Source organism: Chryseobacterium sp. MDT2-18 (assembly GCF_030815285.1).
In the GTDB taxonomy this organism is placed as follows: Bacteria; Bacteroidota; Bacteroidia; order Flavobacteriales; family Weeksellaceae; genus Kaistella; species Kaistella salivictor.
Window position 1 is genome coordinate 302,429 of sequence record NZ_JAUSWQ010000001.1, and the last position, 25,574, is coordinate 328,002.

Annotated in this window: 17 protein-coding genes; 8 read left to right on the plus strand and 9 right to left on the minus strand. The window is 36.3% G+C overall.

The window, feature by feature from the left end; translation table 11 throughout:
* Positions 1-32: 32 nt before the first annotated feature.
* Entirely contained in the window at positions 33-1,541 is a 1,509-nt protein-coding gene (gene atpD / locus QF004_RS01385; protein ID WP_133440560.1) for a F0F1 ATP synthase subunit beta, read from the plus strand.
* A 76-nt stretch (positions 1,542-1,617) separates the two neighbouring features.
* Positions 1,618-1,899 carry a F0F1 ATP synthase subunit epsilon gene (locus QF004_RS01390; RefSeq protein ID WP_133440561.1) on the plus strand — a complete coding sequence of 94 codons (282 nt, stop codon included), beginning with the start codon at positions 1,618-1,620 and terminating at the stop codon, positions 1,897-1,899.
* Between the two features lie 158 nt (positions 1,900-2,057).
* Here QF004_RS01390 and QF004_RS01395 read toward each other — a convergent pair whose 3' ends face one another.
* The 5 genes from QF004_RS01395 to QF004_RS01415 all read right to left on the minus strand — a co-directional run bounded on the left by QF004_RS01395 (position 2,058) and on the right by QF004_RS01415 (position 8,143).
* Positions 2,058-2,813 (minus strand): hypothetical protein, encoded by a 756-nt coding sequence (locus QF004_RS01395; protein ID WP_307422025.1) that lies wholly within the window; start codon positions 2,811-2,813, stop codon positions 2,058-2,060.
* Between the two features lie 119 nt (positions 2,814-2,932).
* On the minus strand, positions 2,933-5,128 hold the full coding sequence (locus tag QF004_RS01400) for a radical SAM protein (protein ID WP_307422027.1): 2,196 nt from the start codon (positions 5,126-5,128) through the stop codon (positions 2,933-2,935).
* Positions 5,129-5,244: 116 nt separating this feature from the next.
* The gene (gene rnk, locus QF004_RS01405; protein WP_133440564.1) at positions 5,245-5,655 is read right to left on the minus strand and encodes a nucleoside diphosphate kinase regulator; all 411 of its coding nucleotides are present in this window, start codon (positions 5,653-5,655) and stop codon (positions 5,245-5,247) included.
* A gap of 75 nt (positions 5,656-5,730) precedes the next feature.
* Complete coding sequence (locus tag QF004_RS01410) at positions 5,731-7,005, minus strand: aminotransferase class I/II-fold pyridoxal phosphate-dependent enzyme (protein WP_307422029.1); 1,275 nt, start codon at positions 7,003-7,005, stop codon at positions 5,731-5,733.
* 100 nt (positions 7,006-7,105) lie between these two features.
* Positions 7,106-8,143 carry a PLP-dependent cysteine synthase family protein gene (locus QF004_RS01415; protein ID WP_307422031.1) on the minus strand — a complete coding sequence of 346 codons (1,038 nt, stop codon included), beginning with the start codon at positions 8,141-8,143 and terminating at the stop codon, positions 7,106-7,108.
* A 226-nt stretch (positions 8,144-8,369) separates the two neighbouring features.
* Between QF004_RS01415 and QF004_RS01420 the strand changes: the two genes are divergently transcribed.
* The 6 genes from QF004_RS01420 (at position 8,370) to QF004_RS01445 (ending at position 19,844) form a co-directional block, all read left to right on the plus strand.
* Positions 8,370-11,855, plus strand: a complete 3,486-nt coding sequence (locus tag QF004_RS01420) for a DUF2723 domain-containing protein (protein ID WP_307422033.1) — start codon at positions 8,370-8,372, stop codon at positions 11,853-11,855.
* 31 nt (positions 11,856-11,886) lie between these two features.
* On the plus strand, positions 11,887-12,876 hold the full coding sequence (locus QF004_RS01425) for an adenosine deaminase (RefSeq protein WP_307422035.1): 990 nt from the start codon (positions 11,887-11,889) through the stop codon (positions 12,874-12,876).
* A 10-nt stretch (positions 12,877-12,886) separates the two neighbouring features.
* Entirely contained in the window at positions 12,887-13,420 is a 534-nt protein-coding gene (locus QF004_RS01430; RefSeq protein WP_307422037.1) for a DUF1697 domain-containing protein, read from the plus strand.
* Positions 13,421-13,548: 128 nt separating this feature from the next.
* Positions 13,549-14,358 carry a 3-deoxy-8-phosphooctulonate synthase gene (gene kdsA, locus QF004_RS01435; RefSeq protein WP_133440570.1) on the plus strand — a complete coding sequence of 270 codons (810 nt, stop codon included), beginning with the start codon at positions 13,549-13,551 and terminating at the stop codon, positions 14,356-14,358.
* Between the two features lie 34 nt (positions 14,359-14,392).
* Positions 14,393-16,822 (plus strand): TonB-dependent siderophore receptor, encoded by a 2,430-nt coding sequence (locus tag QF004_RS01440; protein ID WP_307422040.1) that lies wholly within the window; start codon positions 14,393-14,395, stop codon positions 16,820-16,822.
* Between the two features lie 295 nt (positions 16,823-17,117).
* On the plus strand, positions 17,118-19,844 hold the full coding sequence (locus QF004_RS01445; protein WP_307422041.1) for a PD-(D/E)XK nuclease family protein: 2,727 nt from the start codon (positions 17,118-17,120) through the stop codon (positions 19,842-19,844).
* A gap of 41 nt (positions 19,845-19,885) precedes the next feature.
* Here the strand turns inward: QF004_RS01445 and QF004_RS01450 are convergent, their stop codons facing one another.
* From QF004_RS01450 to QF004_RS01465, 4 genes are all read right to left on the minus strand, one after another.
* Entirely contained in the window at positions 19,886-21,067 is a 1,182-nt protein-coding gene (locus QF004_RS01450; protein ID WP_133440572.1) for an acyl-CoA dehydrogenase family protein, read from the minus strand.
* A gap of 225 nt (positions 21,068-21,292) precedes the next feature.
* A complete protein-coding gene (locus QF004_RS01455; RefSeq protein ID WP_307422043.1) occupies positions 21,293-21,805 on the minus strand; it encodes a hypothetical protein in 513 nt (170 codons plus the stop codon).
* A gap of 795 nt (positions 21,806-22,600) precedes the next feature.
* The gene (locus tag QF004_RS01460) at positions 22,601-25,009 is read right to left on the minus strand and encodes a S9 family peptidase (protein WP_307422045.1); all 2,409 of its coding nucleotides are present in this window, start codon (positions 25,007-25,009) and stop codon (positions 22,601-22,603) included.
* Between the two features lie 121 nt (positions 25,010-25,130).
* Entirely contained in the window at positions 25,131-25,562 is a 432-nt protein-coding gene (locus QF004_RS01465; RefSeq protein WP_133440575.1) for a DoxX family protein, read from the minus strand.
* Positions 25,563-25,574 lie beyond the last annotated feature (12 nt).

Genomic DNA, 25,574 nt, shown 5'->3' on the forward strand with positions numbered 1-25,574 from the left:
CATTATATTTGCACTCAAGAAAAAAATAAGCAATGGCAAACCAACTTAAAGGAAAAATTTCTCAAATTATCGGTCCAGTAATCGACGTAATTTTTACAGATGCGGCAGAACTTCCAAGCATCTATGATGCATTGGAAATTACAAAAACAGACGGTAACAAAGTGATACTTGAAGTAGAACAACATATTGGTGAAGATTCTGTAAGATGTATCGCAATGGATGCAACAGACGGACTTCAAAGAGGTCAGGAAGTAATTTCACAAGGAAAACAAATCACCATGCCAACGGGTGAAGCGGTATATGGCAGATTATTTAATGTAGTTGGAGATGCAATCGACGGTATCGCACAGGTTTCTAAAGAAAACGGACTGCCGATTCACAGAGATGCACCAAAATTTGACCAGCTTACCACTTCAGCAGAAGTGCTTTTTACAGGAATTAAAGTAATCGATTTGGTAGAGCCTTATTCTAAAGGGGGAAAAATCGGTTTGTTCGGTGGAGCAGGTGTTGGTAAAACAGTATTGATCCAGGAATTAATTAACAATATTGCGAAAGGTCACGGTGGACTTTCGGTTTTTGCCGGTGTAGGTGAAAGAACCAGAGAAGGAAACGACCTTTTGAGAGAGATGCTGGAATCCGGCATTATCAAATACGGGGATGAATTCATGCACTCTATGGAAAATGGAGGATGGGATTTATCAAAAATCGATCTGGAAGCGATGAAAGATTCGAAAGCTACTTTTGTTTTCGGTCAGATGAATGAGCCACCTGGAGCAAGAGCGAGAGTTGCTTTATCCGGGCTGACCATCGCTGAAAGTTTTAGAGATGGAGACGGAACAGGACAAGGTAGAGATATCTTATTCTTCGTTGATAATATTTTCCGTTTTACACAGGCAGGTTCTGAGGTATCAGCGCTTTTGGGAAGAATGCCGTCTGCAGTAGGTTACCAACCAACTTTGGCTTCTGAAATGGGGGCGATGCAGGAGCGTATTACTTCTACTAAAAACGGTTCAATTACTTCTGTACAGGCAATCTACGTTCCTGCGGATGATTTAACTGACCCGGCGCCGGCAACAACATTTGCCCACTTGGATGCAACTACCGTATTGGATAGAAAGATTGCTTCATTAGGTATTTATCCGGCTGTAGATCCATTGGCTTCTACTTCCAGAATTTTAACTTCTGAAATCTTAGGAAACGAACATTACGACTGTGCTCAAAGAGTAAAAGAAATTCTTCAAAAATACAAAGCATTACAGGATATCATCGCGATTCTTGGAATGGAAGAACTTTCAGAAGAAGATAAATTATCAGTATACCGTGCCAGAAAAGTACAGAGATTCTTATCTCAGCCTTTCCACGTGGCAGAACAGTTTACCGGTCTGAAAGGAGTATTGGTAGACATCAAAGATACCATCAAAGGATTTAACATGATCATCGACGGTGAGTTAGATCATTTACCTGAAGCTGCTTTTAACCTTAAAGGGACGATTGAAGAAGCAATCGAAGCAGGTGAAAAAATGTTAGCGGAAAACGCATAATTAGAAAATAGAATAAAGAAAAAAGAGTAAAGATTTCTCTTTTTTCTTTTCTCTTTACTCTTTAAGTCTAAAAGATATGAATATAAAAATTTTAACTCCGGAATTCGTGATTTTTGAAGGTGAAGTGAAATCGGTTTTGCTTCCCGGAAAAAGTGGAGAATTCCATATCATGAAAGATCACGCCGCTATTGTTACTTCCTTAAATTCAGGGAAAATCAAAGTGTTCACGAATGAAATCAAGGAGGAATACAGTCATCATTTCATCAGAGAAAATGAAAAAGAAAGTGTATTTTCTTTTACGATGAAAAGTGGAGTGGTAGAATTCAGCAATAATAAAGGAATTATTCTGGCTGAATAAAAATCCTTTTTAAATAAATAAAATCCCGTCTTTGAAAAAAAGACGGGATTTTTATTATCATTTCAACTAATTAATATTTCAGATTTTGTAACAAGAATGACAATGTATTTCCGGTTAAATTTTAATTTGTGAATTTTTGACAAATTTTTCCAGATCAGTTAATTTCCTATTTTTTCTTGTCGGTGAGCTACAATTATTAAAGCAACCATAATGATGATTGAAACGAAAGAAGCATTTAAAGTTCCTAAATCTAACCCGCCCTTAGCGAGAGGTTTGGTTAAAAAATCACCAAAGGTGGCACCAAACGGCCGGGTAAAAACAAAGGCGATCCAAAATAAAAGGATGTGGTTAATTTTGGTGTAAGAATGCAGAACAACCACCACGAGAATAACGGCAAGAGTAATCAACGCGCCCAGAAGATAACTGAATCCTAACCCATCATTTAAATAGTCACCGAAAGCGGTTCCTAAACTGTTAGAAAATAGTACTGCAACCCAAAAAAAGATTTCCTTTTGTTTTTCGAATATAGGATAGACTTCAAGATTCCGGTATTTTTTATACCAAAAATAAAGAGTGAGCATTAAAAAAGTGACCAGAACCAAACTTCCGACAGCATAACCTAAATGCAAACTGCGGTCGATAAAATCTGAAATTTCTGTACCTAAAGTCGTTGTGCCAATAATCACCAGCCAGAAAAAAGCAGGAATAAATTTTTTCGATGAAAGTTGTAAGTAGAGGGTAAATAAAAAGAAAACGAGTGTGATTGCAATTCCGAAAAGATATCCTAAATCGAGCGTCTGAGCAATAAAATCTCCTAAAGTTTCGCCTAGTGTTGTGGCCACAATTTTCATCAACCAAAAAAGCAAGGTGATTTTTGCTATTTTATTAAAGAAAAGATCTTCAGCGAAATTCATATTCGTTCATTTAAATTTGAATACTTGAACTTTGATCAAGTATTTCTTTAGTAAAAATAAACTTTTTTAATGTTGAGTCGGTTTAAATTTTAAATAAATATTTTGAACAGTGTAAAAAATTATAAACTCAGAATAACTCCGTTTTCCTTTAATTGTTGAATTGGTTTTGAAAACCAGAATAATTCGAAATCTTCAAAGGATTCTTCAAACTGACTCTTGAGTTGTTGAAGCGTTATTTTTTTAGGATTCTCTGTAGAATTTTCATCAAAATTTTTCATCAGCCAGTCTGCTATTTCCTTTTCCAGTTCTATTTTTACAATATTGGTTTTCAAATGAAAAGTCAGTCGAGTATATTCAAAAGAACCTGCTCTTGTTTTTTTCACGAAGTTCTCGACATTCGCATTTTTATCCAGAAAAATTAATTTTGAATTTCCTTTAAAAATAAAATTTTCTTCTTCCAAAAGACAGTCGTGAATATAATCGGGATGAATGGTTGTTTTGGGAATTTTAAAATCAAACCAATCTTTAAGCGGAAGGTCAAAATTAATTCCGTGCATATAATTGAGTAAGGATTTCTTTAAACCAAAACTAAATTTACTGTGATCAATTCCGGTTTCATCGGTGAAATCGATATCGTTGTGGGCAAAAAGTATTTCCTTATTTAAAGGTTTTACGCCAAACTCTTCGGGATTATTTCCGATAGGCGAGTGTGCAGTCATTGCAAACTGGTGCCAGAAGCCGCTTTGCACAATTCCCATTTCAAAAAGCTGGCGCACCATTTCTAAAGAATCCACCGTTTCCTGAACCGTTTGCGTCGGAAATCCGTACATTAAATAGGAGTGAACCATAATTCCGGCTTCAGTGAAATTCCGCGTAACTTTTGCGACCTGATCTACAGAGACGCCTTTGTCAATTAATTTTAATAATCGATCACTTGCCACTTCTAATCCGCCGGAAACTGCTACCAAACCTGAAGTTTTTAATAAAAAACATAAATCTTTACTAAAGCTTTTTTCAAACCGGATATTCGTCCACCAAGTCACGACTAAATTCCGGCGTAAAATTTCTAGAGCAACTTCTCTCATCAAAGCTGGTGGTGCGGCTTCGTCCACAAAATGAAAACCTGATTCACCTGTTTGGGCAATCAATTCTTCCATTCTATCTACCAAAATTTTAGCGGAAATGGGTTCGTAAATTTTAATATAATCTAAAGAAATATCGCAAAAAGTACATTTCCCCCAATAGCAACCGTGCGCCATGGTGAGTTTATTCCACCGGCCGTCGCTCCATAAACTGTGCATCGGATTGGCGATTTCTATAACGGAAATATACTGGTCTAAAAGTAAATCGGTATAATCCGGCGTTCCTATAAGAGCCTGTTTATAATCTGATCTCGCCGTATTGCTTTTATATTTTACTTCCTGATTTTTTAAGATGAAAGTTCTTTTGAATTCCCCCTCAGAAATTTCTTTGTTTGAAATTACATTTTCGAAAACCAGTTCAATCGGTAATTCGCCATCATCTAAAGTGATATAATCCAAAAATTCAAAGACGCGCGGATCTTTTAATTCTCTTAATTCGGTGTTCGGAAAACCGCCGCCCATGACCGTTTTCAGTCCGGGATAATTTTCTTTAATGAATTTTGCAGACCTGAACGCGGCGTATAAATTCCCGGGAAACGGAACGGAAAAACAGACCAGTTTTGGCTGAACGAAATCTATTTTCTCCTTTAATAATTTTAAGGTAAATTCATCGGTAAAAGTTGGAGGAGCATTTAACTTTAAATAAAGTTCATCAAAGGAATTGGCGCTTTGCCCAATACGTTCGGCATATCTGCTGAAACCGAAATCTGCATCGATATTTTCAACGATATAATCTGAAATATCTTCCAGATATAAAGTCGCCAGATGTTTTGCTTTATCCTGCAAACCCATATTTCCGAAAGCAAATTCCATGTCGTCCAACTGATTGAAACGGGACGCTTCGGGCAGAAAATTCATGCTGCAGATTTGTCTCGCTAAAGTAGGATTATGATTCTGCAGAAAAAGAACGACCTGATCGATGGTCTTCATATATTCTTCGCGTAAAGCAAAAATCCGTTTTGAATTTTCAGAGGTGTTGACCAGATCGATATTTTCCCCGAATATTTTTTGAATTCCTCTTTTTGAAAACAGTTCTAAGATCACTTCGATTCCCAGATCAATCTGATAACTTGAAATATTTTTAGTATTCAAAAACCCTTTAATATAAGCGGTCGCCGGATAAGGAGTATTGAGTTGGGTAAAAGGTGGAGTGATGAGGAGCAGATCTTTCAAGCGTTTTCTTTTTGCAAATTTATTTTAAATCTTTGGAATTACGGCCATTGATTTTATTTTGAAAAAACCGCCAGATCATTCTAACGGTTTTTTAGTTCATTAATTTTTAATATCAATTACAAATCAAAATCTCCGGCAGATTCTGGCTGATAAATTACTTCATCAATAACAATTTTGGTCATTCCGGACGGAATCAGCCAGTCGATTTCGTCACCAACACGGTAGCCGATCAATGCCGAAGCAACCGACGAAAAGATGGAGATTTTACGTTCCTTAATATTGGCATCAGCGGGATAAACCAGTTGAAATTCCATGGTCGTTTTATTATTCTGAAAGTGAATTTTCACAATAGAATTCATCGTTACAACATCGGGTTCAATTTTGTCCTGTTCTACAATTTTTGCAGATTTCAGTTCTGCGAGTAGTTTCTCGGCTTCTTCTTTTTTGATGCTGTTCTTCGCTTTAGCGTCAGTAATCGATCTGTGGATTTTATTAAAATCCTGCTTGGTAATTATAACTTGACTCATGTTTGTAATGGGTATATCATAAAAAACCGCCTGAATTTTTCAAACGGTCTATATAAAAATATATTTTGAAAAATTTTATGATTCTTTAAATTGAAGTTGTTTTTCCTCCAACAGTTTTTGCTCCTGCTCTTTGTAAAAGCCCGAAACTAATTTCTCATGAATCGCTTCAAATGCCGCCAGTGTTTCATTAATTTCTGAATCGGTATGGGAAGCGGTTGGAATTAATCTTAATAAAATCATTCCTTTTGGAATCACCGGATAAATTACGACAGAAGTGAAAATCCCGAAATTCTCGCGTAAATCTCTGGAAAGTAGGGTAGCTTCTACCGTTGAACCTTCCATCATCACTGGAGTTACACAGGTATTAGATCCTCCCAGATTGAATCCTCTTTCCAGTAAACCATTTTGTAATTTACGAACGTTTTCCCAAAGCTTTGCTTTGATTTCCGGTCTTGAGCGTAATAAGTCCAATCTTTTCAAACCTCCGATAACCATTGGCATTGTTAAAGATTTTGCAAAAACCTGTGACCGTAAATTATATTTTAGAATTCTGATGATATCTTTATCTGCTGCGATAAATGCTCCGAAACCTGCCATTGATTTAGCAAAAGTAGAGAAGTACACATCGATCTGATCTTGGCAACCCTGTTCTTCACCGGCACCGGCACCTGTTTTTCCTAAAGTTCCAAATCCGTGCGCATCATCAACCAATAACCGGAAATCGAATTTTGATTTTAAATCACAGATTTCTTTGATTTTTCCCTGCATTCCGCGCATTCCGAAAACACCTTCAGTAATCACTAAAATTCCACCGCCTTGCTCCTGTGCCACTTTAGTTGCTCTGACAAGATTTTTTTCTAAACTCGCGATATCATTATGCTTATAAGTAAAGCTTTTACCCATGTGAAGACGTACTCCATCAACGATACAAGCATGTGAATCTGCATCATATACGATCACATCATGTCTACCGACTAAAGCATCAATGGTAGAAACCATTCCCTGATAACCGAAATTTAATAAATAGGCAGATTCCTTTTCTACGAATTCTGCTAATTCTCTTTCTAATTGTTGATGTTGATCTGTTTCACCAGACATTGCTCTCGCTCCCATCGGATAAAACATTCCGTATTCAGCGGCAGCTTTAGCATCAGCTTCTAAAACTTCTGGATGGTTACAAAGACCTAAGTAATCATTAGCGCTCCAAAAAATGACTTCTCTTCCTTGAAATTTCATTCTTGGGCCGATCGGACCTTCTAGTTTTGGGAAAACAAAATAACCCTCGGCGTAATCTGCAAATTGTCCTAAGGGACCTGGGTTTTCTCTAAGGCGATCAAAAATATCTTTCATTATTATTTTATTGTTTTTAAATACTCAAAGTTAATTAAATTAAACTAAAAAAACCTTTTGCTTACTACAAAAAGGTTTATTCGCTATTTTTGGTTTTTTATTATTTTATCAGTTCTGTTTTGTAAACTTCGTCATAATTATGGACTCCATTATTAACGAATCCCTGTTCTGCCATCCATTCGTCGCTGTAGACTTTAGTGATATATCTGGAACCGTGATCGGGGAATATGACCACCACTAAATCATCTTTTGTGAATTCATGAGAATTTGCATACTGCAAAAGTCCCTGTGTCACTGCGCCTGTAGTATAACCGCCCATAATCGCTTCCTTCAAAGCAATCTCGCGGGTTCTGTAAGCCGCCATTTCATCATTTACGCGAACGAATTCATCGATCTTGTCAAATAATAAAGCAGATGGGATCAGGTTTTTCCCCATTCCCTCTATCTGGTAAGGATGAATATCTTCTTTATGAATTTCGCCGGTTTCATGATAACTTTTCAGAATAGATCCCGATGCATCAACGCCAATCACTTTAATGGCAGGATTTTTTTCCTTTAAAAATTTTGCAGAACCTGATAAAGTTCCTCCAGTTCCTGTACAGGCAATCAGGTGAGTAATTTTACCTTCTGTCTGTTCCCAAATTTCGGGACCAGTTGTCCGGTAATGTGCGTCAATATTTAACTCGTTAAAGTACTGATTGATATATATAGAATTGGGCGTTTCAGAAGCTACTCTTTTCGCAACTTCGTAATAAGATCTGGGATCATCTGCCGCTACATTTGCGGGGCAAATATAAACCGTCGCACCCAAAGCTTTCAGATAGGCGATTTTTTCTTTCTTTGTTTTATCACTTACGGCAAGAATACAATGATAGCCTTTGATAATACAAACCATGGCAATTGAGAAACCGGTATTTCCGGAAGTTGTTTCTACCACGGTTGAACCGGGTTTTAACAAGCCTTTTCTCTCAGCAGCTTCAATGATATGAATTGCAATTCTGTCCTTTGTAGAATGGCCGGGATTAAAAGATTCTAATTTAGCATATACTGTGGCGGGAATCTCTTTTGTAACTTCATTTAGTTTCACCAAAGGAGTATTCCCAATTAAGCCCAGAATGTTATCGTGAACATTAGTCATTATTTAGTCATTTTAGTCTATTAAAACCGTGTGCAAAAATACTAAAAAATTAATAAGTCAACAATTAAAACCCATGTTTGTATTTCAATGTATGAGAAATATCACTTTAATAATCTATAATTCTGCGATCTGCAATTTTTCAAAAATCAAGCCAATTGCTTAAATTTTGTTAAAATCAATGGATAATAAGTTAAAAACCTTATTTTCGCAATATTGAAAATTTAATATGAAAAATTGGTCTTTTAAACAGTGGAATACGCTATTAGGATGGGTAGTATTCGGCATTGCATTTTTTACTTATTTATCAACCATCGAACCGAATTTCAGTTTCTGGGACTGTGGCGAGTATATTTCTTCAGCGGTAAAGCTGGAAGTAACCCACGCTCCCGGAGCAGCACTTTTCCAATTGGTTGGGGCCGTTTTTGCAGTATTTGCTTTTGGTAACGGTGAACATTATTCGGTTGTTATCAATGCAATGTCTGCTTTATTCAGCGCATTTACAATACTGTTCCTCTTTTGGACCATTACGCATCTTGTTCGAAGATTGCTACACAAAGATTTTAATGATATTACAAAACATCAGGAAATATCCATTCTGTTTGCCGGAGTGATCGGCGCCCTGTGTTTTACCTTTTCAGATACGTTCTGGTTTTCTGCTGTAGAAGGAGAAGTTTATTCGATGGCATCAATGTTTATCGCACTTTTGTTATGGTTAATAACGAAATGGGAAAATGAGTATTTAGAAACTGATAATGAACGTTGGATTATTTTAATATTCTTTGTAACCGGTTTATCAGTAGGAGTTCACATGATGTGTATGCTTGTGATTCCAGCGGTTTGCTTTATTTACTATGCCCGGAATTATGAATTTAGCTGGAAAAGTTTCCTTTGGGCTAATGTAATAACGCTGTTTATTCTGGCAACGGTATTTAAAGGAATCTTCCCTTTAATCATGACTTTGTTCGGTAAGTTAGAGATTTTCGCAGTAAATGGAATCGGTCTTCCCTTCCACTCAGGAACCATTGTTGCCTTTATTATTTTAATATCAATTTTCGTTTTCGCTCTTAAATACGCCCGAAAAGCAAAGAAAAGCCTTTATCAGACCATCGTTCTTTCTGTAATTTATATGATGATCGGTTTTTCATGTTGGATGGTTATTCCAATCAGAGCCAATGCAAATCCACCAATGAATCTGAATGATCCTGACACCGCAATCGGCATGCTTGATTATTATAACCGGGAGCAATATGGTGACTGGCCAACTTCTTACGGTCAAAATTATACGGCTTATTTGGATGCGAACGGAATTCAGAAAAATGAAGACGGAAGCTTTAAAACAAAAAAAACGGGAGATGCTTACGAAAAGGATGAAAAAACCGGAACGTACCGAAAGGTAGGAGAGCGTTTTAATTATGTATTCAGTCCGGATCAGGTGAGTTTTTTACCACGGATGTTCAATGAAGATAAAACAGTGATGGAAAACTATATCTCCATGTACGGGGCGCCCGATTTCACCTTTAATTATGGAAATGAAGATGTGGCAGACAATCCGGAAGCGCACAAAATTTTTGATGATTTAAGAAAAAAGTACGAAGATGGAAGTATCAAAGCTGCAGATTATTTACAGGTAAAACCTTATAATTTAATCAATGTGCAAAGGCCTTCTTTAGGACAAAATTTAAATTATTTCTTCACCTTCCAAAACGGATATTATTTTGTAAGATATCTCATGTGGAACTTCGTCGGAAGACAAAATGACCTCGAAGGAAATATGGAAAATAACCGTGGAAACTGGATTTCCGGGATTCCATTCATCGATAATGCCATGTATGGTGACCAAAGCCAGATGCCTGCAAAATTCAAAAATGAAAGTACTGTTGGATTCTTCTTCTTACCGCTTATTTTGGGATTAATTGGTTTCTTTTTCCAACTGAACCGTGATTTCGGCAGATTCTATGCGATCCTGTCCTTATTTATTATTACCAGCGTCGGAATTATTTTCTATACCGGTGTGAAACCTTTTGAAGTTCGCGAAAGAGATTATGCGATGGTGGGTTCTTTCTATGCTTTTGCAATTTGGATCGGACTGGGAGCTGGAGCCCTACTTTGGTATTTGCAGGAAAAAGTAAAATCTAATGCTTTAAATATCGGTGCCGGCGTTATTTTAATGGGAATTCCTCTGATGATGGGCTTCCAGAATTACAATGTACACGACAGAAGTCAGCGGTATTCCGCTTATGACTACGCCTATTCGACTTTAAAATCGTTACCGAAAAATGATATTCTCTTTGTTTATGGAGACAATGACACTTATCCGATTTGGGGAATGCAGGAAACTTCCGGACTTCGGGATGATGTGAAAGTAGTGAATTTCACTTTGCTTTCAACGCCCTGGAATATCGATCAGGTGAAGAGAAGAACCTACAATTCAATGCCGGTTCCTTCAGTATTTACGCATGAAGATTACCGGGACGGCACGAATGATCAGATCTTTTTGATGAACAAAAAAGACTGGGAAAATATCTTTGCCAATATGAAAGAGCAAGGTGCACCGGATGACGTTTTCCCTGAGTTCAGAAAATATCTGACCCAAGATTCGATGTCTTTAAAAGAAGCCGTCAACTTTATTAAAATGAAATCTGACGATAAAGATGAAATTTTAAAAATGATTTTCGGTGAAGCTAAATTTGAGAAATTTAATTTCCTGCCGGTTTCAAAATTCATTTTACCCGTAAACAAAGCAAATGCTTTAAAAGCCGGAACGATAGAGCAGAAAGATTTAGGGCAGGCGGTTGATCAGATTACCATCGATTACAAGAAAACCAGCATGTTCAAAAACAATTTGCTGTTGATGGATATCTTAGCAAACTTCGACTGGAAACGTCCGATTAATTTCTCTTCAGGCGGAATTTACGATCCGGAAAATCTTTTCTTTTTAGGGGATTACTTACAGTACGACGGATTCAGTTACCGGTTGGTGCCAATTAAAACAATGGAACGGGAAGACGGCGAAATGGGCAGAGTAGATGCCAACTCTCTTTACAACATTGTTAAAAATTACAAATGGGGTAATTTCAAGAATTTGAAAGTTCATTTTGATGAAACCTGTACCCAGAATATTGTGAGTTATAGAAGTTCCGCCAGCCGTGCAGCAGAAGCGTTGGCACTTTCCGGACAAAAAGCAAAAGCAGTAGAGATATTGGATTTGGCGTCCAGAGAAATTCCGGTGGCGAAATACAATGATCCGCGTTCATTAAGTTCGATGGTTTACGGATATATCGTTGCCGGACAGGAACAAAAAGGATTGGCTTTAGCTGAAGAGCTGAAAAAAGGAATCTTTACAGAATATGATTATTACACCAATTTGTCAGATAAAGAACAGCGTTTTGTCAGCCGGCAGATGAGAACCAAGCCGATGGAATATTCCCTGGTCGTCGGAGCAGTTTCAGACGCTTATACTAAAATCGGTCAAAAAGAAAAAGGATATGATTATTTGGTAAAATCAATTGAACCTATCGATAAAAAATTCAATAATTTTGTTAAAGATCTGCAGATTATGGGTAAAGAAAAAGCCTATAATGAATCGGAAAAAGTACAGAAAATCACTCCATTTTATACGTATTTGTTTGATCTGATGAAACCGTACGATTCCACTTATGCCAAAGAAAAAGAAGCGCAAATTACCGCTGCCGTTATGAAAGCGACCCAATAAACGGAATCTTATCCCTAAAATTATTTTGAAAATGAACGCATTAGAATATATCAAAAAAGTTCCGAAAGCAGAATTACATCTTCACATTGAAGGCAGTTTCGAACCGGAATTAATGTTTGAAATCGCGCAGAGAAATAAGATAGAAATTCCTTACGAAAGTATTGAAGAATTAAAGAAAGCTTACCAATTTGGGAACTTACAGGATTTCCTGGATATTTATTATGCCGGAGCAAATGTTCTCATCCACGAACAGGATTTTTATGATTTGACGATGGCTTATTTTAAACATTGCGCCGAAGAAAATATCGTGCATACCGAAATCATGTTCGATCCGCAAACCCATACCAAAAGAGGCGTGGCATTTTCCACCGTTATTAATGGAATCCAGCGCGCCAGAGAAGATGCAGAAAGACAATACGGGATTTCTTCTTTATTGATAATGAGTTATCTGCGCCATTTATCCGAAGAAGATGCCTTCGAAACACTGCAGCAATCGCTTCCGTTCAGACACCTCATAAAATCCGTCGGTCTGGATTCTTCAGAAAAAGGAAATCCACCTTCCAAATTCCGGAAAGTTTTTGAAGCTTCAGTGAAAGAAGGTTATATTCCTGTTGCGCATGCAGGTGAAGAAGGTCCGGCAGAATACATTTACGAAGCATTGGATTTATTAAAAGTCGCCAGAATCGATCACGGAAACAATTGTCTGACAGACCCAAAATTGGTGGAAAGGCTCGTTGAAGAGAAAATGGCTTTAACGGTTTGTCCGCTGTCGAATACCGCACTTAGAAATGTAGATGACATCAAAAATCATCCGTTAAAAAAGATGTTGGATTTAGGTTTACAGGTAACCGTAAATTCTGACGATCCCGCATATTTCGGCGGATATCTTACGCAAAATTACATCAGCTGTATCGAGGCGCTCGATTTATCATTGGAACAGGTAAAACAGTTGGTCCGCAATTCCTTTCAATATTCCTTTTTGCCGGAGGAAATGAAAGAAAAATTCCTCGCGCAACTTTAAAATTAATCAATTGAGATATTGCGCTTTTCTCCGAGGAGTGAATGTTAACGGAACTTCCATGAAAATGGCAGAAGTCTGCAAAATATTTTCTGAGGTCGGAATGAAAGAAGTATCTTCCGTTTTAGCCACGGGAAATATTTTGTTTTCATCCGCCATCAACCGGTCTGAATTAAAAATAATTTTAGAAAAAGCGCTGTCAGACTATTTCCATTATGAAGCTTTTCTTTTCCTTAAAACCGAAAAAGAAGTCGATGAAATTTTTGTTCAGAATCCATTTGCAAAATCCGACGATTCCCACATTTATATTTTTATCGGAATAGAAGGTGTTGAAGATTTGCTTTTACAAGAGTTCAATGATTCTATAAAATCCGAGAACGAAAAAGGAGCAATTGTCGATCAAACTTTTTACTGGCAAATTTCGAAAGGATATACTTTAGATTCCAACTTCGGAAAAATTTTAGGCAAAAAATCCATGAAAGAAAAAATGACTTCCAGGAATTTGAATACGATTGAAAAAATAGTAAAGAAGTTCCAGTATAATTAAAATTTATTTTTTGCATCAGTGTCATTTGTGTTTAAAGTGTTTTAACTTTCCAAACATAAAAATCATTTGCTCAAAAAAATCCGTATTTTTGTTATCTTTAATTCAACTTTAATTTTAACCAGAAATCAATGATTCAATACTTAGATAACATCCATCACAAAAATTCTAAAAACTTTTTCCTGATTGCAGGTCCCTGCATTATTGAAGGTGAAGAAATGGCTTTGAATATCGCTGAGAAAATTGTGGAAATGACCAATAAATATGAGATTCCATATATTTTCAAAGGAAGTTTCAAAAAAGCAAACCGAAGCAGAGTAGATTCTTTCACCACAATCGGTGAAGAAAAATCTTTGGAAATCCTCAGAAAAGTAGGAGAAACTTTCAATATTCCAACCACGACCGATATTCATGAAAATGACCATGCAGCTTTGGCAGCACAATATGTTGATGTTTTGCAAATCCCAGCCTTTTTAGTTCGTCAGACCGACTTATTAATCGCCGCCGCAAAAACAGGAAAATGTGTAAGTCTGAAAAAAGGACAGTTCCTTTCTCCAGAATCCATGCAGTTTGCGGTACAGAAAGTAAACGATTCGGGGAATCCAAAAACAGCAATTATTGAAAGAGGAAATTCTTTTGGCTATACCGATTTAGTCGTTGATTTCAGAGGAATTCCAACGATGAGAAATTACGCTCCCGTGATTTTAGATGTCACCCATTCATTACAACAACCGAATCAAAGTTCCGGCGTCACCGGCGGAAGACCCGAGTTAATTGAAACCATTGCAAAAGCAGGAATCGCAGTTGGCGCAGACGGACTTTTCATTGAAACACATCCCGATCCAAGTGTTGCACTTTCTGACGGCGCAAATATGCTACGTCTCGATAAACTCGAGGAATTACTACAGAAATTAACACGCGTCCGGGAAGCCATTCTGTAATTTTTTGTTATCTTTAAAATCTAAATGTTTTACCTTGAAAAAAATTCTATTCCTATTACTGGTAATGCCGGTTTGCGCTTATTCGCAAATAAACATTAAAGTTCTGGACGAAAATGGCAAACCAGTTTCTGAAGCCTATATTTCTTATAACAATCAGAATTTTACGACCGATAATAATGGTTTTGTAAAAATTCCCATTGCAGATTCTGAGCAGTCTTTATCCGTTCAAAAAGCAAGTTTCAGAGGTTTTAATAAAAATATTGAAATCAATCCAAAAGTTCAAAACGTCAATGTTTTGTTTGTAAAAGCCGAGCGGGAAACCGAAATTCAGGAAGTGGTATTTCAGAAAAAAGGGAAACCAAAAATCACGGATTTAACTTCGATAGAAATTTCTTCAAAGGAAGCACAGCAAGTGGCTTCACTTTCCGGCGGTGTAGAAGGACTTTTGAAAACTTTACCTTCCGTAAATTCAAACACCGAACTTTCGTCACAATATATGGTAAGAGGTGGAAATTACGATGAAAACCTGATTTACATTAATGATATTGAAATTTACCGCCCGTTTTTAATCCGAAATTCTTTGCAGGAGGGACTCAGTATTATTAATCCGGATATGGTTCAGGCCATTAACTTTTCTGCCGGTGGATTCGAGGCAAAATACGGAGATAAAATGTCTTCTGCTTTAAATATTTATTACCGTCAACCCACGAAATTTGAACTTTCCGGTGAAGCGAGTTTAATTGGAGGAAGACTTACGACCGGTTTTGCATCAAAGGATAAAAAATTGTCTGCCATGATTTCAGGAAGGTATAGAAATACCAATTTGGTTTTGAATACTTTGAATGAAGACACCGATTTCAATCCACAGTACATGGATTTCCAGACGTATATCAATTATAAATTAAATGATAAATGGGGATTTTCCTTCATCGGTTACTGGAGTAAAAATGATTACGAAATGATTCCCAAAGTAAAGGAAGTTGATTTCGGAACTTTGCAGATGCCTTTGAAGCTGAGCGTTTTCTACAATGGTAAAGAAGACGATAAGTACAAGAACATTATGGGAACGGCTTCCATTAATTTTAAACCCAATAAAAAATGGGCTTTTACCTTAGATAATTTCGCCTACCAAAACCGGGAGAGAGAATATTATTCGATTGCTTCTGCTTATATGTTGCAGACTTTTGATCCTGTTTCTGGTGCGCCGGTTGCTTCTTACGATGTCGGTGGTCAAATCGATCATGCCCGAAATGATTTATTGGTGAAAACATACGGCACACAATTGAAAGCGAAATTTTCACCGGACGTTAATACTGATTTTGAAGTCGGTTTGAAATTCGAAAAAGAAAATTTAAGAGACTTTACGAACGAATGGCAATTGGTTGATTCATTGGGTTACAGCACGCCGAGGACTCATGTAGATCCCGAAACTTTGGATCCGTCTCAACTTCGTTTGCGGTACAGCATTTCCGGTGCGAATCATATTGAACCAACGCGACTTTCCGGTTATGCGCAATATTCCAGAAAATTCTACTGGGGTGAAAACCGCATTTTCGTGAACGCCGGAATTCGTGCTTCTCACTGGGATTTTAATGATGAAACGATTATTTCTCCACGTGGACAAATTGCCATTAAACCAAACTGGGATATGGATATGCTGTTCACCGTTTCCGGAGGAGTTTATTACCAGGCGCCTTTCTATAAAGAGATTAAAGATGTTGATGGTAACTTTAATCCAAATATAAAGTCACAACGTTCGATGCAGGTGATTTTAAAAAACGATTACGAATTTAACATGTCTGAACGCCCGTTTAAATTAACGACTGAATTGTATTATAAGAAAATGGATCATCTGATTCCTTATTATTTAGACAATGTCAGAATCAGATATTCCGGCTTAAATAATTCAGAAGGTTATGCTTACGGTATTGATACCAGATTATTCGGTGAATTTGTTCCGGGTATTGATTCCTGGGTTTCTGCGAGTTATTCCAGAGTTTACGAAAATATTGATGGCAGAGGTTATATTCCAAGGCCAACGGATCCCCGTTTCAGATTCTCGATGTTTTACCAGGATTATATGCCGAAGTTCCCGTCGATGAGAGTCAACTTAACTTTGGTTTACGCCAACGGACTTCCATCCGGAACACCTATTTCTCTGGATCAAAACGGAAAACCGGATTTCGAAGCACCTTACAAATATCAAAGAACTTTGCCTTCTTACAAAAGAGTGGATATTGGTTTATCTAAAGTTTTCATCGACCAAAAAGATAATAAAGTAAATGGCGGTTTCTGGGGCAATTTCAAAGAATTGACGTTGGGTGTTCAGATTTTCAATGCCTTCAACATCAGCAATACCGTTGCAAACCAATGGGTAAATGATGTGAACTCCGGTTACAATTATCCGGTTCCCGTACGTTTGACAGGAAGATTTTTTAATGTAAAGCTGGAGTTTAAACTTTAAAAATATCAAACTAAAGCCACTTGTAATGAAGAAGTATTCGTATTGAACAAATTAATTTGCAACCGCAACAACCCGTAAATTACGTTTTCAAATTTTGGAACGGTAAGAATGCCGCCGGAGAAAATATCTGGATTGAAAAAACCATTAAAGTTAAATAAATTCGGCTCATCGATTCTCGACCGTTTTAATAAAAAGCATTAAGAATTTAATTTCTTGATGCTTTTTTGTCGGATTTTCCTTATTTTTCATTTTCTTAACTCCAATTAGAGTAAAGATACCATTAAGAACACCATTCATGAAATTTTTAAATAAAATCATTACCGAACTTTTAACACAAAATGTTGATTTGTCGGCATTTAATATTATTCTTCCCGGTAAAAGACCTGTGGTTTTCATCAAAAAAATACTGAAAGAAAAACACTATTCGGGAATGTTGCCGAACTTTTTTACAATCGAAGATTTGATTAAAGAAATTGCAGACAAACAACCGGTTCAGGGAATCGCTTTGTGGCTTTTTTCTTTTGGAGTGTATCGGCAGGTTCAGCCGTCTGAAGATTTTGCGAATTTCTTGAAATGGTTTCCGACCATTGTAAAAGATTGGGATGATATTCTGAAATTTTCGGATTCCGACAAAGCGGTTTTAGAATATATGTTTGATGATGAACAGATAAAAAATTGGTCTGAAAATTTAGAAGTTCGCGAAGACGGGTCTTTACGGAAGTTCCTTAATTTCTGGCAAAAAATGAATTTGTTTTTACCATTATTAAAGCAAAAGCTTAACGAAAAAAATTGGGCAACTTCAGGAATGATTCACGAAACGGCCAAAAATAAAATTAAAGAATATGCGCAAAAAACAGAAGGTAAATTTGTCTTTTGTGGCTTTAATGCATTTACACCGGTAGAAGAAAAATTAGTAAGAAACCTGATGCAGTGGGATAAAGCGCAATGTTTTTTTCAGGCAGATGAATATTATATCAATGATGAAAGACAGGAAGCCGGAAAGTTTTTAAGAATCATCAAAACCTGGAAGGAATTTAATGAAAGCAGAAATTTCAACTGGATTGAAAATGATTTTGCACAGCCGAAAAATATCAAAGTGTACGAAGTTTCGGGAAATATAACGCAGGCGAAAGTTTTGCCGGAAATTTTCGCGGAAATCAACGATGAAAATTTATCAAAAACCGCCGTTGTTTTATTGGATGAAAATCTGCTTCCAACTTGTTTAGATGCCATGAGCAGCGTACAACATCTGAATATTACGATGGGATTCCCGCTGAAAAATCTTGGTTTCAGCAATGCCATGAAACAGCTTTTTTACCTGCAAAAACAGCTGGAGAAAAAAGATTCTTCTTATTATTACAATGATGTTTTATCGGTTTTGGAAGAACTTCCGAATGAAGAAATTGATCAGCAGATCATTTTGGATTTTAAAGCAAAAATTGAAGAAAGAAATATCGTTTATATTTCCAAAAAGCAGTTTAAAGAATTTTTATCAGAACTTTCCTATTTTAATTTATTTGAAAAACCAAGTTCGGTCAATCAGTTCATCGATGAATTAATTGCGTATTGTTATCAATTAAAGTTCAGGGATTTAGATGATATTTTGTATGAAAATATTTCCCATTTCGAGAAAAGTTTTAAAATTATTAAAAATCAACTTTCGCCTTATTCATTTGAAATAAAAATGGAAACACTGGAAGTTTTAATTAATCAACTGGTGAGTTCGGAAACGATTGATTTTCAGGGAGAACCACTTCAAGGACTGCAGGTAATGGGACTTTTGGAAACCCGGTTATTGAATTTTGAAAATATTATTCTGCTTTCTACCAACGAAGGAAAACTCCCTCTTGGAAATTCTCAAAACACCTATCTCCCTTTCGATGTTCGCCAACATTTTCATATGCATACTTTTTTAGAAAATGACAGTATTTATGCGTATCATTTTTACCGGTTGTTACAGGATTCTCAGAATGTTCATCTGCTTTTTAATGCGTTAAGTTCCGGCGTAAATACGGGTGAAAAAAGCCGTTTTATTACCCAGATAGAAATTGAAGATCAACATCATCAAATTGAAAATATAATCATTGAAAATTCGTCTGAGCCGATTAACAAACAGTTGATTCAGATTGAAAAATCTTCTTCGGTCCTTCAAAAATTAGAGGAATGGAAAAAGAGAGTTTCACCGTCGCATCTTACCTCATTTATTTATAATCCAGTTGATTTTTATCTGACCAAAATTTTGGGAACCCGCGAAACCAGCGAAATGGAAGAAGAACTTTCCCAAAGAAGTTACGGTAATCTCGTGCATTATGCATTACAAATTATTTATGAGAGAAATTTAGGTAAAATTTTAGCTGCTAATGATTTAGAATTTTCAAATCAACAATTACTTGAAGTAATGAATCAGGCGATTATTAAATTAAATCATCAGACCGATTTCTATGAAAAAGGAATGAATTATATTCATAAATCAATTGCTGAAAGGGTAGTGCGGACGATTTTGGAGGTCGATAAAAAATTAATTGCGGACGGAAATACGTTAGAAATTTTAAGTGTCGAAGGAAATTTTGAAAATATCGATTATTATTTAAACGAAGAAAAAACGGATAAAGTTTCTTTTTACGGATTTATCGACCGAATCGACCGACTGAACGGAAAGTTAAGAATTATCGATTACAAAACCGCTAAAACCAAAAATCTTCTCATTAAGGAAGCCAAAAAAGAAGAGGAAGCAGAAAAACTCGAACAGTTGTTTTTTAGAGATGATTTCAAACAGGCAATGCAGTTATGTATTTATGCTTATGCGGTTTTAAATGAGAAAAAATATCCCGATAATTTTGTAGAATGCGGAATCTGGAGTTTCGCAGAAGCGAATAAGGGCATTCAGAATTTACAGATTTATGGAGAGGAAGAGATTTCGAATCAATCATTGGTAAGTCCTATGAATTGGATTAAAAACGTGATTGCAGAAATTCTGAATCCCGAAAATGATTTTGTAGAAGAAGTGAAAACCAGTTGGTAAAAAAAAACCTTCAATTTTTAAAATCTTGAAGGTTTTTTATTTTATCCGAAAGCGTTAATTCCGGTAATATCCATGCCGGTGATCAGCAAATGAATATCGTGGGTTCCTTCGTAAGTGATGACGGATTCTAAATTCGCTGCATGACGCATCATCGGGAATTCTCCCATAATTCCCATTCCGCCAAGAATCTGTCGGGATTCTCTGGCAATGTCGATTGCCATTTTCACGTTGTTTCTTTTCGCCATTGAAATCTGTGCCGGCGTTGCTTTATGAGCATTTTTTAAATTTCCTAACTGAAGACAAAGCAATTGTGCTTTGGTAATTTCGGTTAAGAATTCGGCTAACTTTTTCTGTTGTAATTGAAATCCTGCAATTGGTTTTCCAAATTGTGTTCTTTCTTTTGAATACTGAACTGCCGTGCAGTAACAGTCGATGGCTGCGCCGATTACCCCCCAGGAAATTCCGTACCGTGCAGAATTTAAACAGGATAAAGGTCCTTTCAAACCAGTGACTTTCGGAAATATATTTTCTTTGGGAACCTTCACATTATCAAAAACCAGTTCTCCGGTTTTCGATGCCCGGAGCGACCATTTATTATGGGTTTCCGGAGTGGTAAATCCTTCAAAACCTCTTTCTACAATTAAACCCTGAACTTTTCCTTCTTCATTTTTTGCCCATACTACAGCGATATCACAGAGTGGCGCGTTGGTAATCCACATTTTTGCGCCGTTTAATAAATAATGATCACCTTTGTCTACGAAATAAGTTTCCATTGAACTGGGATCGGAACCGTGATTGGGTTCTGTTAGCCCGAAAGCGCCAATCATTTCCCCATTGGCCAATTGCGGAAGAAATTTCTTTTTTTGTTCCTCAGAACCATATTCATTAATTGGAAACATGACCAAAGAACTTTGAACAGAAGCGGCTGAACGAACCGCAGAATCTCCTCTTTCAAGCTCCTGCATTATGATTCCGTAGGAAATTTGATCTAAACCGGAACCGCCATATTCTTCCGGAATATAAGGACCGAGTGCTCCGATTTTCCCTAATTCTTTCATAAGGTTTGGAATATCGGTATGATTTTGTGCTGCCTCATCAATTTTGGGCATTACAAAACTCTCCACCCAATCGCGAACAGATTGGCGGATAAGTAAGTGTTCCTCAGTAAGTAAACTGTCAATTCCGTAATAATCTGGAATGGAATTCAGTGGATAGTATGACATATTATTTAAGTTTGTCCTAATTTAGGATATTTTAAAATTTTAAGGAAATATTTACCGAAAATTTATCGTTTTAACTGTATTATAAATTTATTCCCTTATTCTTTAGTCACGAAACGATATATGCAGGCTCTTTGTCACGAAGTGACCAAAGGTCTAAATCATGGTATTTCAGAAGGAGGACTTTTAAACTATTTTCAGGAAAACGAAAAATTACTCAGTCGAACGTTATTTCGTTTTAAATTTTTTATCAAAACCGGTGCAGTCTACGGGCTTCAAAATAGATCCTTCATATCTAAGTTTTGCAGGATTTACATAATTCGATTTGTTTCCGTCTGTTTTCTGCTCGCCGATTCCTTCGATGATATTTCCTTCTTTTTTAAGAAAATAGATTTCGCGGTCAGAAGTTTTTCCTTCCGCTTCAAAAGTGTAAACCAGTTTTAAAGTATCCCCATTTTGATTACCAACAATGTCACCGATGGAACTGTCCTTTTCGAAATTTTTATAGTGCATTTTTCCCGTAATAGTACCCAGATTATCTTCCAGAGAAACAAAGAGCGAATCCTTCCCAGTTGCCGTCATATAGCAGGTTTGTAGGGTAGAGGACTCGATAGGTTCATTGGTTTCGGGAATAACAGTCAAAGAATCTTGAGTTTCGTGAGTAGTTACGACATCAGCAGTTTTTTTTTCGCAACTTAACATAGTGAACATCATAAGCGCAGAAAGAAATAGATTTTTCATAGGATATTTTTCTAATTAATTGTTAGGTATAAATTTAGTAATTTTAATTTAAAGTGAATATATTATGTTAAATTCAAGTTCAATCTGAACATAATAACAGATCATCAGGAAGAAGAAGTTTATAATTACTATTTATACCCATTATTTACTAATTTAACTGGATTTCTCTTTTATTCAGATGTCACCTTGGTCATTCACCGGAATCGAGATGATTATACTAAATATTAATTTTACAATTAAAAGAAAAACCAACTTATCAAAATTTTAACTTTATTTTTCTAAATTTTTATTAACTATTTTTTTTTTTTATTAAAGTTGTAAAAATTTAAATATTCTCCGAAGTGTTTCGTTATTAAAAATGAAAATTACTTCGAAATTCTCTAACCGCTGAGAATCGGCTGTATAATTTCATTTGGGATGAGCTCGGATTTATTAAAAATACGAATTCTAAAAATATGTTGGAAAATCGCCTTAATGGCCGCACAAAAGATATTATGAAGATTTATAAAATGTCCTATAATTTATATTATGTTAAATTGTATTTGTTTATTGAGCTAGATTATGATATCTCGGAATCTTTATTTAAATAACATTTGTAAAAATCAAACATGTAATAAAGTAAAAACACCGGAATCACTATTTTCGTTTATTTTAAGGAATTGATCAATCTCTAGTTCTAAGCTCGAAAAAAAAGATATTCTTATATAAAATGTTTTTAATCCCTACGAAACATTTCCGTAAATTTTCAAATAGAATAAAAAAAGAGCCTCCCAAATTGGAAGACTCTTTTCGATATTATTTGTTTTTCAAACATTTTTCTAAGAACTGATCCTGTTCCCACAACGTATGCAAAACATTTTCCTTGGCAGCGTATCCATGAGATTCTTTCGGTAAAAGAACCATTCTTACTGGCGCTCCTAAGTTTTTCAAAGCCTGGAAATATCTTTCCGTCTGCAAAGTAAATGTTCCCGGATTATTGTCGGCTTCACCATGAATAAGCAATAAAGGCGTTTTCATCTTATCGGCTTGCATGAATGGCGACATGGTATTATAAATTTCGGGTACATCCCAGTAATTTCTCTGTTCGCTCTGGAAACCAAATGGTGTCAAAGTTCTGTTATAAGCGCCACTTCTTGCAATTCCACAAGCATAATCTTTGGAATGGGTCAAAAGATTGGCCGTCATAAACGCTCCGTAAGAATGCCCGCCAACAGCAACTTTCGTTCTGTCGATATATCCTAATTTGTCAACGGCATCAATCGCTGCTCTACCATCTGCAACCAGTTGCGTAATAAATGTATCGTTAGGTTCCGCTTTTCCTTCACCAATAATCGGGAAAGAAGCGTCATCTAAAACCGCATAACCTTTGGTCACCCAATAAATAAATGAGCCATAACTTGGGAATGTAAAATCATTTGGATTCTGGGTATTTTGTCCCGCAGTATCTTTGCTCACATATTCTCTGGGATAAGCCCAGATTAAAAGCGGCAATTTTTCTGTATGGTTTTTCCGGTCATAGTTTGCCGGTAAATAAAGCGTCCCGGTCAACTCTACTCCATCATTTCTTTTGTAGGTAATTACCTCTTTATATACATTTTTAATGCTTTCAAAAGGATTGGCAAAATGAGTAACGGCAGTTGCTTTACCGTTTTTAATGTTTCTTACAAAATAGTTTGGATATTGACTTGGCGACTGTTCTACTACTAAAACCTGACCGTTTTTGGCATCTAAAATATCAACGATGCTTTCTTTCGACTTGGTTAATTTTGAAGTATAAACCCTCTTTTTAGACATTTTTCCCAGATCCAGTTCATCAATGAAAGGAAACTGACCAGCTTTGGTAAAACCTGATCCGATAAGATTGGCCTTATTATTTTTTACATCAATTACATTTCTGCCGAATTGATTTTTGGTTTCAGCGAAACTTCCGGGATCACTGTAAACATCCTGATAATTTCTGTCATCAATTATTTTAGATGAATTATCTTTTAGATTAATAAGATAAGTTTTAGAGTTTCGGGTATCATACCAGTTGTCAGAAACCACAGCGATATTACCATTTGACCAATCGATACCACTGAATCTCTGCTGGGTTTTGAAGAACGATTTTGGGGGGGTGGTGTTAAATGGCGCTTCCCAAACAAAAAGCTCATCCCGGTAATCCACTTTTTTTGCCTGATCACCGCCGTCTAAAGCTTCTGCAAAAACCAATGTTGATGGTTGGTCAGCTCTCCAGCTGATATTTCTTTTACCAGTTCTTACCGATGAAAAACCTTTCGGCATAATTTCATTCAAAGGAGTTTCATTGACTACTTTTACTACATTTCCGTTTTTGTCATAAACGGTAGAAGTCATTGGGAATCGGCTCAATGGAACAATATAAGAATACGGTTTTTGAATCGTTGTCAGCATTAAATAGTTCCCATCCGGTGAGAAATTAACAGAGGTGTAAATATCTGCATCTTTAAATTTCTGCTGATCTCCATTAACAGAAATCTTTACCAAATCAGATTTGGCCAGCGTTTCGAAGTTGGCTTCATCCTGTGGATTTTTTAATAAATCCTGGTAGGTTCTGTTTTGCGAAACTTTCCCGTCTGAATTAGAAACCGTAGGCCCGGTTGGCAGATTCTGTTTCTCATCGATTAATGCATTTCTATTGCTTGGAATTTGTTTAACCAAAAGGTTTTGTGAATCCGACATCCATACATAAGGATTTCCTAAGTTTGCATTCAGGGGTTGGTTTGAAATCTTTTTTGCGGTATTTGTCGCAAGATCTAAAATCCACAATTCAACCGCATTTTTTGTGGTATTGGTAAAAGCCAGTTTCTTCTCGTCTGGTGAAAAAGAAAGATATGCGATTCTTGCGTTCGCTGGCAAACCTTTTACCTGTGCTTCCGTTTTATCTTTTAGCTTACGTGTTTTCAGATTGTTCACATAAGTCATCGTACTCGAAATGTTGGTGATGGGATTCACTCTTAATCCTGCCAGTTTCATTTCATCCTGACTCAAATCGTCCAGGGATTTGTAAGTGTCCCGATAAGAGAAAATCATCTGTTCTCTTTTACTGTCCATAAAAACAGAAGGTGCACGCTCGAAATCTGCTAACTGCATAATTTCCGCAGAAGGTTTTTGATACGTAATGTTTTCCTGGGCACTTGCAAAAACTACAAAAAGTAAAGCAATTGCCGTAAGTCGTTTTTTCATAAATACTCTTTTTTTCAAAAGTATCGATTATTAATCTTTTAACCAAATATGCACCTATATAAAACACAAAACCACCAAAACATAAATGTTAAATGGTGGTTTTGTATTTTTTATTGACTATTTACCATCTCGATTCTCTCCGCTGAGAAATCATATTGTCGATCGAAAATTTCCGTGGTCCGAAAGTAAAAATGAGTGCAAAGATAGAAAGGAATAAAAGACTGCTTTCTTTTACCGTAAAAGGATCAGAAAAATGAACTCCGAAAGCTGCAATAGCCATCACCAACATCAGTAATAAACTTGCTGCGCGCGTGAAAAGCCCAATCATTATTAAAAAAGAACAAATCAGTTCCAGCAGGATGGCCAGAATTAATGTAGCACTTGATCCGATACCCAAAAAGTTATAAAACTGAATTTCACCCCCTGCCAGAAATTTTTCCAATTTGGGTAGTCCATGCAGAATAATCATGGCGATTGCTACAAATATCCTTACCAACAACATGATGATATTATTGATTGCTGGAATGTCTCTGGTCGAAGAAAAATAATTCATTTAATATAATTA

Bases quoted from the DNA above. Each gene is read 5' to 3' on its own strand.
- atpD (WP_133440560.1), top strand. From the start codon at position 33: ATGGCAAACCAACTTAAAGGAAAAATTTCTCAAATTATCGGTCCAGTA.
- kdsA (WP_133440570.1), top strand. From the start codon at position 13,549: ATGATTCAATACTTAGATAACATCCATCACAAAAATTCTAAAAACTTT.
- rnk (WP_133440564.1), bottom strand. From the start codon at position 5,655: ATGAGTCAAGTTATAATTACCAAGCAGGATTTTAATAAAATCCACAGA.
- QF004_RS01420 (WP_307422033.1), top strand. From the start codon at position 8,370: ATGAAAAATTGGTCTTTTAAACAGTGGAATACGCTATTAGGATGGGTA.
- QF004_RS01450 (WP_133440572.1), bottom strand. From the start codon at position 21,067: ATGTCATACTATCCACTGAATTCCATTCCAGATTATTACGGAATTGAC.
- QF004_RS01445 (WP_307422041.1), top strand. From the start codon at position 17,118: ATGAAATTTTTAAATAAAATCATTACCGAACTTTTAACACAAAATGTT.
- QF004_RS01395 (WP_307422025.1), bottom strand. From the start codon at position 2,813: ATGAATTTCGCTGAAGATCTTTTCTTTAATAAAATAGCAAAAATCACC.
- QF004_RS01455 (WP_307422043.1), bottom strand. From the start codon at position 21,805: ATGAAAAATCTATTTCTTTCTGCGCTTATGATGTTCACTATGTTAAGT.
- QF004_RS01410 (WP_307422029.1), bottom strand. From the start codon at position 7,005: ATGAAAGATATTTTTGATCGCCTTAGAGAAAACCCAGGTCCCTTAGGA.
- QF004_RS01415 (WP_307422031.1), bottom strand. From the start codon at position 8,143: ATGACTAATGTTCACGATAACATTCTGGGCTTAATTGGGAATACTCCT.
- QF004_RS01425 (WP_307422035.1), top strand. From the start codon at position 11,887: ATGAACGCATTAGAATATATCAAAAAAGTTCCGAAAGCAGAATTACAT.
- QF004_RS01465 (WP_133440575.1), bottom strand. From the start codon at position 25,562: ATGAATTATTTTTCTTCGACCAGAGACATTCCAGCAATCAATAATATC.
- QF004_RS01390 (WP_133440561.1), top strand. From the start codon at position 1,618: ATGAATATAAAAATTTTAACTCCGGAATTCGTGATTTTTGAAGGTGAA.
- QF004_RS01460 (WP_307422045.1), bottom strand. From the start codon at position 25,009: ATGAAAAAACGACTTACGGCAATTGCTTTACTTTTTGTAGTTTTTGCA.